This window comes from Streptomyces sp. NPDC043952, from assembly GCF_056435325.1.
In genome coordinates, this window is the sequence record NZ_JBWKES010000031.1 from 34,204 (window position 1) to 46,422 (window position 12,219).

At 70.8% G+C, this 12,219-nt stretch carries 6 protein-coding genes; 1 reads left to right on the forward strand and 5 read right to left on the reverse strand.

All coding sequences use genetic code 11. The features are described from left to right. Nucleotides 1–263 precede the first annotated feature (263 nt). A complete protein-coding gene (locus AC069R_RS27020; RefSeq protein ID WP_478769394.1) occupies nucleotides 264–3,407 on the forward strand; it encodes a BTAD domain-containing putative transcriptional regulator in 3,144 nt (1,047 codons plus the stop codon). Here AC069R_RS27020 and AC069R_RS27025 read toward each other — a convergent pair. The 5 genes from AC069R_RS27025 to AC069R_RS27045 form a co-directional block, all read right to left on the reverse strand. Then, a complete protein-coding gene (locus tag AC069R_RS27025; RefSeq protein WP_397988437.1) occupies nucleotides 3,391–4,155 on the reverse strand; it encodes an ABC transporter permease in 765 nt (254 codons plus the stop codon). The genes AC069R_RS27020 and AC069R_RS27025 overlap by 17 nt on opposite strands. Next, nucleotides 4,152–5,096, reverse strand: a complete 945-nt coding sequence (locus AC069R_RS27030; protein ID WP_478769395.1) for an ATP-binding cassette domain-containing protein — start codon at nucleotides 5,094–5,096, stop codon at nucleotides 4,152–4,154. The genes AC069R_RS27025 and AC069R_RS27030 overlap by 4 nt, the downstream gene beginning before the upstream one ends. A gap of 87 nt (nucleotides 5,097–5,183) precedes the next feature. Next, on the reverse strand, nucleotides 5,184–5,924 hold the full coding sequence (locus AC069R_RS27035; RefSeq protein WP_478769396.1) for a thioesterase II family protein: 741 nt from the start codon (nucleotides 5,922–5,924) through the stop codon (nucleotides 5,184–5,186). A gap of 17 nt (nucleotides 5,925–5,941) precedes the next feature. Beyond that, complete coding sequence (locus tag AC069R_RS27040; RefSeq protein WP_478769397.1) at nucleotides 5,942–7,252, reverse strand: lysine N(6)-hydroxylase/L-ornithine N(5)-oxygenase family protein; 1,311 nt, start codon at nucleotides 7,250–7,252, stop codon at nucleotides 5,942–5,944. A gap of 2 nt (nucleotides 7,253–7,254) precedes the next feature. Continuing rightward, nucleotides 7,255–12,216 (reverse strand): non-ribosomal peptide synthetase, encoded by a 4,962-nt coding sequence (locus tag AC069R_RS27045; protein WP_478769398.1) that lies wholly within the window; start codon nucleotides 12,214–12,216, stop codon nucleotides 7,255–7,257. Between the last annotated feature and the right edge of the window lie 3 nt (nucleotides 12,217–12,219).

A 12,219-nucleotide genomic window follows, 5' to 3' on the forward strand; every position in this document is an offset into this window, starting at 1 on the left:
CCCGGTGCTCGCAGGTCAGGTGGCATTGAGAATGGACCAACAAGTCGGGATGCTAATCCCTTCTCGGCCACGGTGGTCATATCCAGCGGACGGCTCCATCGGCGCTAAAGTGGAATTCGAAATTTTCCCGAGCGGAACTTACGGACCGGCCGCTCCCGTCTTGCCGGCCGATCGCCGCGGTGCGGTGCGGGCCGATCACTCGTGCGGTGTGCTCGTTCCGGTGGCACTGGATGCCCGCCGACCGTGCGTGGCAAGATCTTCGGGTGCACATCGGAATACTCGGCCCGTTCGAGGTCCGCGACGCCGGCGGCGCCTTGGTGGACGTGCCGGGCGCGCGGCTGCGCGGACTGCTGGCCGCCCTCGCGCTCAGGCCGGGCAAGGTGGTCCCGAAGGCGGCGCTCGTCGACTGGATCTGGGGTGAGCTGCCGCCCTCCGACGCGCCAAGTGCCTTGCAGCGCCTGGCCTCCCGGCTGCGCAAGGCACTGCCCGAGGGCCTGGTCGAGGGGCGGCCGGACGGCTACCGGCTGGCGGTGGGGCCCGACGACGTCGACGCCGTGCGCTTCGAGCGGCTGCTCACCTCGGGCCAGGTCCGGGCCGCGGACGATCCCCGGCGGGTCCAACTGCTGCGCGAGGCCGTCGCGTTGTGGCGCGGCGCGGCCTTGCAGGACATCGCGCTGCACAACAGCGCGGCCTTCGACGCGGCGGTCGCCCGGTTCGAGGGGCTGCGCCTGACCGCTCTGGAGGACCGGTTCGACGCGGAGCTCGGCCTCGGCAACGGTGCGGAGCTGGTCACCGAGCTGACCGACCTGGTGGCCGCGCATCCGCTGCGCGAGCGGCTCGCCGCCCTGCTGATGCGGGCCCTCGTCGCGGCCGGCCGCGGCAGCGAGGCGCTGCAAGTCTTCCAGCGCGCGCGTCAGGTCCTGGCCGAGGAGCTGGGCGCCGACCCGTCGGCGGAGCTGGCGGAGCTGCATGTCGCGCTGCTGCGGGGCGGGTTGGAGCGACGCGAGGAGGCACGCAAGACCAATCTGCGCGCCGAGCTGACCAGCTTCGTCGGCAAGGACGCCGACATCGCCGCCGTCCGCGACCTCATCTCCGGGCACCGGCTCACCACCCTGATCGGGCCGGGCGGCTCGGGCAAGACCAGGCTGGCCGCGGAGACCGCGCGCACGCTGCTCGACGATGTCGCGGACGGAGTCTGGCTGGTGGAGCTGGCGGCCCTCGGCCCCGACGACGACCTGGCGCACTCGGCGCTCGCCGCGCTGGGCCTGCGGGACACGCTGCTCGGCGGGACGCCGAACGCGGAGCTGGCGGACCGGCTCATCGCCGCGGTCCGCCAGCGTGAGGCGCTGCTGATCCTGGACAACTGCGAGCACGTCATCGAGTCGGCGGCGGCGTTCGCCCACCGGATGCTCGGCGAGTGCCGGCGGCTGCGGATCCTCGCGACGAGCAGGGAGCCGCTCGGCATCACCGGCGAGGCGCTGTGGCCGGTCGAGCCGCTGGCCCTGCCGGACGTGTATCCCAGCCGGGCCGAGATGGAGGCCTCGCCCGCCGTGCGGTTGCTGCGGGACCGGGCCGGCGCGGTGCGCCGGGACCTCGTGGTCGACGCCCGCACGCTGCCGGCGATGGTGCGCATCTGCCGGGCGCTGGACGGGGTGCCGCTGGCGATCGAACTGGCCGCGGCCCGGCTGCGGACGATGTCCGTCGATCAGCTCGCGCACCGCCTCGACGACCGCTTCCGCCTGCTGACCAGCGGCAGCCGGACCGCCCTGCCGCGGCACAAGACGCTGCGCGCGGTGGTCGACTGGAGCTGGGAACTGCTCAGCGACGCCGAACGGACGGTGCTGCGCAGGCTCTCGGTGTTCTCGGGCGGAGCGAGCCTGGAGGCCGCCGAGCGGGTGTGTGCCGGCGATGGCGTCGGGCAGGGGCAGATCCTGGAACTGCTCACCTCGCTGGCCGAGAAATCGCTGCTGCATACGGTGGCCGACGACGACCCGCGCTACCGCATGATCGGCACGATCAAGGAGTACGCCGGGCTCCGGCTCGCGGAGGCGGGGGAAGCGGAGCTGGTACGCCGGGCTCATCTCGCCTACTTCACCGAACTGGCCGAGGCCGCGGAGCCGCGGCTGCGCCTCGCCGAGCAGTTGGAGTGGCTGGCCGTCCTGGAGGCCGAGCACGACAACATCGGTGCCGCGATGCGCGGCGCGCTCGCGGCCGGCGAGGCGCAGGCGGCGATGCGGCTCGCGGCGGGATCGGGCTGGTACTGGTGGCTCGGCGGGCACCGGGCCGAGGGGATGGAGCTGATCACCGCCGCCGCCGAGCGGCCCAGCGAGGTCGGCGACGACATCCGGGCCACGGTCTACGGCCTCGTCGTGATGTTCCTGACGGCTGGCTGGGGCGATGAACGCCAGGCCGCGGAGTGGATCCACAAGGCGTACGGGTTCAGCCGGCACGCCCGGTACCGCCACCCGGCGCTGGAACTCGTCGGCCCGCTGGAGCACATGCTCCAGGAGCCCGAGTCGACCCCGACCGCGTTCGAACCGCTGCTGAACAGCGAGGATCCCTGGGTGCGCGCGCTGGCCCGGCTGCACCTGGGCAAGATGCGGATCATGCTCGGCCGGGAGGGGCGGGACGCGGACACGTACCTGGAGCTGGCGCTCACCGAGTTCCGGGCGCTCGGCGAGCGGTTCGGGATCTCGTTCGCGCGGACCGAGCTGGCGGACCGGATCGCGATGCGCGGCAAATTCGCCGCCGCGTGCGAACACTACGAGCAGGCGATCGAGGCCGTCACCGAGCTCGGTGCCGTCGAGGACGTCACCCGGATGCGGTCGAAGCAGGCGCAGCTGTACTGGCTGCTGGGCGACCAGGACGCCAGTGCGCGCGCTCTGGCCGAGGCGCAGCGGTGCGCCGAGCGGGTCGCCTGGCCGGACGCGCTGGCCGAGCTGGCCCTGTCGAGGGCGGAACTCGCCCGCTGGGCGGGCGACTTCCAGGAGGCGCGGCGGCAGGTCGGCATCGCGCGGACCCTGCTGGGCGACGAGGCGGAGCAGGCGACCGTGCGCGCGCTGACGCACGATCTGCTGGGCTATCTCGCCGAGGACTTCGAGGAGGCCCGGACGGCACGGGCGACGGCGTTCGCGGCGGCGTCCGAGGCGGGGCACGCCCCCCTGATCGCGCGGGCGCTGGTCGGGGTGGCGGACCTGGCGCTGCGCGGTGAGCAGTACGGGCGGGCCGCGCGGCTGCTGGCGGCGAGCGCGGCCGTACGCGGGCTGCGGGACCGTTCACACCCGGACGTGGACCGGATCGAGGAGACGGTACGGCGCTGCCTCGACGACACGGAGTTCGCCGAGGCAGCGCGCGAGGGGTCCGGTGAGGACTGGTCCGCGTTGGTCGCGGTCACGCTCGCTTCTTGAAGGAGGAGAGCGCCCACACGTAGCCGAGGACGGCGATGCCGACGGTCCAGGCGAAGGCGCCGATCAGATGGCCGGTCGAGACCGTGGTGCCGAGCATCAGGCCGCGCAGCGTCTCGATCATCGGGGTGAAGGGCTGGTACTCCGCGAACTGCCGCACCCCCGTGCCCATGGAGCTGGCCGGCACGAAGGCGCTGCTCAGGAAGGGCAGGATGTTCAGCGGCGCGGTGGCCATGCCCGCCGACTCCGGAGTGGAGGCGGCCAGGCCCATGGCGACCGTGAGCCAGCTGGCCGCGAAGCCGATCAGCGCCATCACGGCGATCGCACCGAGCCAGTCGACGGCGCTGGCGTGGGTACGGAAGCCCATCGCGAAGCCGACGGCGATGATGGCCACGCAGGCGAGCATGCAGCGCACCGTGGTGGCGACGACGTGACCGGTCAGTACGGCGCCGCGGGAGACGTCCATGACCTTGAAGCGGTTGATGATGCCCTTGGTCATGTCGTTGCTCACCGACATCGCCGTCGGGCCGAGCCCGTAGGTGATGGCCATCACGACCAGGCCCGGCACGGCGTAGTCGATGTACTTGCCGCCGACGTTGAAGGCGCCGCCGAACACGAACACGAACATGCACATGATCACGATGGGCAGCAGGACGGCCTGGAACACCGACATCGGATTGCGCGTCTGGTGCTTGAAGTTGCGACGCAGCATGATTGCCGAGTCGCCGAGGGACATCGAGATGGTGCTCATTTTGCGACTGCCTCCGCGGGGGTGCCGGCGTGGCCGGTGAGGGCAAAGAAAACGTCGTCGAGGTCCGGCGTGTGCACGGAGAACTCTTCTGCGTTGATCATGTGTTCGTCGAGCCGGTCCAGCACGGCCCGCAGCGACCTCGAACCGCCGTCGCTGGGCACCCGCAGGACCAGTTCCTGCTCGTCGCGGGTGGACCCGGACAGGACCCGCGCGGCGGCGTCGAGTTCGTAGTGGTCGCCGAAGCGGAGCCGGACGTGGGTGCCGGGGATGCGGCGCTTGAGGTCGTCCGGGGTGCCGTGGGCGGCGATGCGGCCCTGGTCGACCACCGCGATCTGGTCGGCGAGCTGGTCGGCTTCCTCCAGGTACTGGGTGGTGAGGAAGATGGTGGTGCCGTCGGCCACCAGTTCGCGGACGATGCCCCACATGGTGCGGCGGCTGCGCGGGTCGAGGCCGGTCGTCGGCTCGTCCAGGAAGACGATCTGCGGATTGCCGACCAGGGTCATCGCCAGGTCCAGCTTGCGGCGCATACCACCGGAGTAGCTGCCCGCCTGCTTGTCCGCCGACTCGACCAGGTCGAACCGCTCCAGCAGCCGGGTGACCAGGCTGTCGGCCTTGCGCACCCGCTTCAGGTCCGCCATCATCCGCAGGTTCTCACGGCCCGTCAGCAGCTCGTCGACCGCGGCGAACTGACCGGTCACGCCGATCAGGGAGCGGACCTGCTTGGTCGCGGTCAGCACGTCGTGCCCGGCGATGCGCACCGTGCCGGCGTCGGCCTTCTGAAGCGTCGTCAGGATGTTGACCGTCGTTGTCTTGCCCGCCCCGTTCGGGCCGAGCAGGGAGAAGATCGATCCCGCGGCGACCTCGAAGTCCACGCCGTCGAGTACGACCTTGTCCCCGTACGTCTTGCGCAGCCCCGAGACTGCGATCACCGAACTGTTCATGCCTCCACCATTCCTACCGGACCAGACAACTACCTGACACCGCCCAGACACGGCCGTCGACACGGCGTTTCCTTGTGTCTCCCCTGGTCACAGGGGTGCGGCTGTCTTCTCTATCGCGTCCAGCACCTCTCGGCCGCTGTCGACGAGGTACATGTGATCGCCAGGGAACTCCGCGTACCCGAAGCCGGCCGTGGTCGCCTTCCGCCACTGCCGGGCCTCCTCCGCGGTGACCAGGCCGTCGCGGTCGCCCCGCAACGAGAGGATCGGCACCGACACCGGATCGTCGGTGCTCGGCACATAGGCCTCGTGCATCTCGCAGTCGGCCTGGAGCACGGGAAGGATCAGCTCGCGCATCTCCGGGTGGTCGAGCGCCTCGTGCCGGAAGCCCGCGAACTCCTCGACGCGGGCCAGGAACTCGTCGTCCGGGAGTCCCGCCGCCCGCCGCTCCCGCTGGGTCCACGGGCCCGGCGAGCCGCTGACGACCAGCCGCTCGACGCGCACGCCGCGCGCGCTCAGCAGGTGCACCAGCTCGTAGGCGAGCACCGCGCCCAGGCTGTGCCCGAACAGCACGGTCCGCGCCCCTTCGCCGAGGTCCGCGAGGATGTCGTCGACCGAGTTCCTGGCCGCTTCGACGACGTTGCGGTACGGCGTCTCCAGGATCCTGCGCTCCCTGCCGGGCAGCTCGACCGAGGTCACGCGCCAGCGGCCGGCGGACAGTTCCCGCCAGGGGTGGAAGAACGACGGTCCCGCTCCCGCGAACGGCACGCACAGCAGTGTGCTCCGTGCCCGGTCCCCGGTCTCCGCCGCGGACGCGCCGGCTCGCTTCACTCCGACCGTTCCTCCCATCAGCAACTCACCGCTTCGGGCAGCCGGTTCCGGGACAGCGAGCGCACGATCTCCCCGCTGCGGGTCGCCATGTTCGACAGCAGGGAGGACGACAGCCCGTGCGTGTGCTCGGTACCGCCCTGGAGGTAGATCCCGGCGCTCACGTCATCGGTCGTGACCAGCCGGTAGTCGCGCTCCAGGCGGTGGCGGCCCTGCTCGTCGCGGGCGCAGTACCCGTCGAGTTCGCCGAGCACCCCCGCGATGTCCATCGCCTCGTACCCGGTGGCGCACACGACGATGTCGACGTCCATGTCGTAGGACCGGTCCGTCGCCAGCGAGTGGATGGTGATCCGGGTGTCGTCACCGCTGCGCTTGACGTCGGTGACCCGCGACAGCTCGGCGAAGTGCAGCCGCTCGGCACCCCGTACTTCATCGTCGTACTGACGCTGGTAGAGGCTTCGGATCACCTCGTCGTCGACCACGGAGTAGTTGGTGTTCCGGTGGTACTGCCAGAACTTCTCCTTCGCCCGCTCCTCGGCGAAGTAGTAGTCGTCCACCGCGTTCGGGTCGAAGATCCGGTTCGCGAACGGGGTGTTGTCGGCGATGCTGTAGCCGTACGACGGGATCACGGCGGTGACCGTCGCGTTCGGCGCGTTGTCGTAGCAGTGGCGGGCGATCTCCGCGGCGCTCTGCCCGGCCCCGACCACCACGATGTCGGTCAGCTTCGCCGCGTCGCAGCGCCGGAACTTCTCCAGGAACTCCGAGCTGTGCCAGACCCGTTCGTCACGGACGAAGTCCTGCGGCATCCTCGGCGCCAGGCCGGTCGCCAGGACGACGTTGCGTGCCTCCACGGACGACTCTCCGGTGGCCGGCGAGGACACCTGGATCCGGAAGCGGTCGACGGGTCCTGCCGGGCCCGAGCTGCGCAGCGGGGTGACGGCGGTGACCCTGGTGCCGTAGGACACCTGGTCGGCGAAGTTCGCCGCCACCCACTCCAGGTACTGGTGGAACTCGGCGCGTGTCGGGAAGAAGTCGGAGTTGTTGACGAACTGCGGCAGGCGCTCGACCGCGTGCAGGAAGGACACGAAGCTGTACGGCGACGTGGGATTGCGGAACGTCACCAGGTCCTTCAGGAACGAGACCTGCATCTTCGCCGTCGGCAGCAACATGTTCCGGTGCCACCCGAACGACGGCTGGCTCTCGAAGAACCGCGCGGTCGGCGGGGTGGCCCCGGTGGCGCCGAGCTCTTGCAGCGCGATGGCGAGGGACAGATTCGACGGGCCGAATCCGATGCCCACCACGTCGTAACCGGATGGTTCGCAACTTGCCATGCCTACACCTCCTTCAGGTACTTCGCCAGCTTGCGGTTGATGACCTCGAAGACTTCGGCGGCAGGCTCGGGCATGTACATGTCGTAGTGCGTGGCGTGGATGTCGTGCACCTCGATGGCACCGCGGACGTACGGCCGCCACAGGTGCGACCACGAGCCCTCGGGCTTCAACTCCGCGTTGAAATACAGGACATCTCCATGGAAGACCGGTGACTCGTACTGCGACATGAGGGTCATGTTGTTGGCCAGCACCCGCGACATGGCGTCGAGGAACTGCTCCTGGTTGCCAGTGTTCATGTACTGGCTAAAGAACTCCTCGAGTTCGACTCGATAGTCCGAGCGGCTGCGGCCGGCGAGGATCTTGAACTCGTTCGCCGGCTCGGAGTCCAGGATCGCCAGGAAGGCGACCCGGTGCCCGCGCTCCTCCAGCCGCGCCGCGACGGCGTGCCCGAGCGTGCCGCCGTAGGACCAGCCGATCAGGTGGAAGGGCCCCTCGGGCTGGACCTTGAACATCTCGTCGACGTAGTCGTCGACCATCTCCTCCATGGATGCCGGCAGTGTGCCCGAGCCGCCACAGCCACGAGCCTGGAGGGCGTAGACCGCCCAGTCCTCAAGGAACGGCAGGAAGCTGAAGTACGCCCAGCTCAGCCCGCCGCCCGTGTGGAAGAACCACAGCGGAGGCTTGTCCGCCGCACTGTTCAGCGGCAGGACGACCGCGAACGGGTCGGCGTGTTCGGCGGGGATGTTGTTGGCGAGCATCAGCGCGGCCAGCTGGCCCACGGTCGGGTACTGGATGATCGTCCGGAGCGGCACGTCGATGTCGAAGTGGCCGCGGATGCGGGCGCTGAGCCGGGTGGCCAGCAGAGAGTGGCCGCCGAGCGCGAAGAAGTCGTCGTCGATGCCGACGCTGGGCAGGCCGAGCAGCTCGCCGAAGATGGCGCACAGCGTCTCCTCGTGGGCGTTGCGCGGCTCCCGGCTGCCCTCGGTGCTCGCCTGGTCGGACGGCAGGGCCCGTCGGTTGAGCTTGCCGTTGGGGGTGAGCGGGATCTCCGACAGGGGGACGACCGTGGCCGGGACCATGTACTCGGGCAGCCGTCCGCGCAGGTATGCGGGGAGTTCGGCGAGGAGCGGGCCGATGGTCCGGGAGAGTCCGGGGTTGTTGGCCCGCGTCCGGCCGGCCACGCCGCTGGGCACGAACGCCCCCGTGACGGCGCGTTCCCCGGACAGCAGCACCGCGTCGAAGGCGTGGACGGCCTCGCCCGAGGGGGTGAGGACCGCCGCCCTGCCGTGCTCGCCGGCCCACTGGAGGACTTCCTGCGGGTCGACCGGCCGGCCGGCCAGAGACGCCTGGGGCAGCAGATCGGCCGCGACGGTCGCGGCGGCCTCCTCGGTCAGCCGGGCGTTGGGTATCCCGGTCACCCGCAGCGGGCCGTCCACCCGGTCGGCGCGGCGCTGGAGGTCGGTGAGTTCGTACACGTCGCGCCCCCACGCGACCGTCGGCACCGCGGTCAGGTCGAGCAGGCCGGCGGGCTCCTTGTGCAGGACGACCTCGTAGCGGTGCCGGGTCAGCTCGTTGTGCGCGGTCCCGGACTTGAGCCGGATGTCCACGCCGAGCGACCGGCCTTGCGCCCACTCGGTGAACCACTCGGGTGCGACGACCAGTTCGCGCTCGGCGAGCAGCGCCTTCTCCACCAGCGTCCGCAACTCCTCGGGCGAGGCGTGCGGCTGGGCGGTGCGCTGGACCGCCGTCAGCAGCAGCCGCAGCGTGGTGGCGTTGCGGACGTCACCGACGATCAGCCGCCCGCCGGGCGCCACCAGCTCCAAAGCCTGGTCCAGCACCCGGTCCAGGTAGTCGACGCCGGGGAAGTACTGGATCACCGAGTTCAGGAGGACCGTGTCGAACGCGGCCCTGGGCAGTCCGGAGACATCGTCGGCGGGCTGCGCACTCAGGTGCACCCGGTCGCCGTACCCCGCCGCCTCGGCCTGGGCGCGGACCCGGTCCACGACGGGGGCGGACAGGTCGGTGCCCCAGAACTCCTCGACCTGGCCGACGATCTTCGCCATCAGCAGACCGGAACCGACACCGATCTCCAGCACCCGCCGGGGCGCGGACTCCAGCACCAGCGCCACCGCGGCGTCCTGCCACTCCCGCATCTGCTCCAGCGGGATCGGCTCACCGTCGTACGAGGACTTCCACAGGTCGAAGTCGTCGCCCAGCGCCTCGTCCTCGGACGCGAGGTAACTGTCGTCGTAGACCTGGCGCCACTCGTCCACCTGGGCACCCGCGTCGGCCGCCCCGGACTGCGGTTCGGGGACGACATAGCCGACGATGCGCTTGTCGTCCTGCTGGTCGCGTACGACGACCACGGCCTGCGCGACGCCCGGATGCGAGGCCAGTACGTTCTCGATCTCGCCCAGCTCGATACGGAAACCGCGCACCTTGACCTGGAAGTCGGTGCGCCCGATGTACTCAAGGCGGCCGTCCCGGCCCCACCGCACCAGGTCACCGGTGCGGTACATCCGGGCGCCAGCCGGTCCGAAGGGGCAGGCCACGAACCGCTCCGACGTCAGACCGGAACGTCCCTGATAGCCACGGGCCAGACCGTCACCCGCGATGTACAGCTCGCCCTGCACCCCCCGCGGGACCGGACGCAGCCGCGAATCCAGCACGAACACCTGCGTGTTGCCGATCGGCGAACCGATCGGCGGGACGCCTTCGCCCACCTTCACGGCCGCCGTGGTCGACCAGATGGTCGTCTCGGTCGGGCCGTACATGTTGAAGACCTCGACGGCCTGGTCGGCCAGCGTCTCGGCCAGCCGGGCCGGCAGGGCCTCGCCGCCGACCAGGATCCGCAGGCCCTTCGCGGCGTTCGGCTCGTGCATCACCAGCATCTGCCAGAACGCGGGGGTGGCCTGTACGACGGTGACCTCGTGCCGGCGCACCACGTCGAGCACGGCCGACGGCTCGGCGACGACGTCCTTGCCCGCGAGGATCACGGCCGCACCGGAGATCAGCGGCAGGTACAGCTCAAGACCCGCGATGTCGAACGACACCGTGGTCACCGCCAGCCACCGGTCCGACGGCGACAACGGCACCCGACGACCCATCGTCGCAAGGAAGTTCGCCAGCGCGCCGTGCGGCACCGCCACACCCTTCGGCCGGCCCGTCGAACCCGACGTATAGATCACATACGCCGTGCTCTGCGACCGTACGACCACGCCCGGAGCCGACTCCGGGAACCCGGCCAGCTCCGCGCCGGACAACGCCTCGGCGTCCAGGACCAGCACCGGCGCCGCGTCCTCCAGGATGTAGTCGATCCGCGACCGCGGATGATCCGGATCGATCGGCACATACGCACCGCCCGCCTTCTGCACCGCCAGCAACGCGACGATCAGCTCCACCGACCGCGGCAGACACACCGCAACCAGCGACTCCTGCCGCACCCCACGCCCGATCAGCCAGTGCGCCAGCCGGTTGGCCCGCGCCTCCAGCTCCCCGAACGTCAGCGACTCGTCGCCGCACACCACGGCGGTCGCCGCCGGGGCGGCCTCGGCGTGCCGGGCGACCGCCGCCACGACGTCCGCGCCCCAAACCGGCTCGGCCGTGTCGTTCAGATCGGCCAGCAGCCAGTCGCGCTCCCCCGCGTCCACCACGTCGACGTCCCCGACGCACACACCCGGATCGGCGACGACCTGCTCCAGGACGCGCACGAACCGGGCGGCGATGGCCTCGGCCGTGTCCCGGTCGAACAGCTGGGTCGAGTACTGGATGTCGCCGCGCAGCGCCCCCGTGTCGTCGGCGGCGATGCTGAAGAACAGGTCGAACTTCACGGTCGAGGTGATGGCCTGCTCGAACTGCACGTCCAGGCCGGGCAGTTCGAGGTCCCGCTTCTCGTAGTTCTGCCAGGCGAACATCACCTGGAACAGCGGCTGGTAGGCCGCCGAGCGGTCCGGGTTGATCGACTCGACCAGCACCTCGAACGGCACGTCCTGGTGCTCGTAGGCCGCCAGTGCCTTGTTCCGCACCTGCGCGAGCAGGTCGGTGAACGCCGGGTCGCCGGCGAGGTCGACGCGCAGCACCAGGGTGTTGACGAAGAATCCGACGAGGTCGGCGAGCGCCTCGTCGGTACGGCCGGCGATCGGGCTGCCGATGGTCACGTCGTCCCCGCCGCCGAGCTTGCGCAGCAGCACCGCGAGGGCGGCCTGGAGGACCATCGACATGGTCATCCCGCGCGCGGTGGCCAGCTTCTCCAGCCTGGCCGCCACCCGCGGCTCCACGACGAGGTCGACCGTGTCGCCGTGCGGGTCCGCCTCCGCGGGCCGCGGGCGGTCCAGCGGCAGGCGGAGCGGCTGCGGGACGCCGGCCAGCTCCGAGCGCCAGTACTCGACCTGCGCCGCGGCGAGGCTGCCCGGGTCCGCCGGGTCGCCGAGCACCTCGCGCTGCCACAGCGTGTAGTCCTTGTACTGCACGGGCAGCGGCTCCCACCGGGGCGCCTGCCCGCCGCGGCGGGCGGTATAGGCGTCGGCCAGGTCACGGGCGAGCGGCGCGCCCGAGCTGCCGTCCATGGCGATGTGGTGGATCACCAGGGCGAGCACGTGCTCCTCGGGGGAGCAGCGGAAGACGGTCGCCCGCAGCGGGATCTCGGCCGCCAGGTCGAACTGGTGCGAGATGACCTCGTCGATGGCGGCGGACACCGCGTCGGGGGTCACGTCGACCACCGGCAGAGCCGGCGCCGCGTCCGCCGCCGGGAGGATCTTCTGGAAGGGCTCGCCGTCGGCGTCCGTCGGGTAGACGGTGCGCAGGATCTCGTGCCGGTCGAGCACATCGCCGAGCGCCGCTTCGAGGGCGTTGATGTCCAGGGACCCGGTCAGCCGGAACGCCGCCGACATGTTGTAGGTTTCGGCGGCCTCCTCCAGTTGCTGAAGGAGCCACATACGACGCTGCGCAAATGACAGCGGGATCATGGT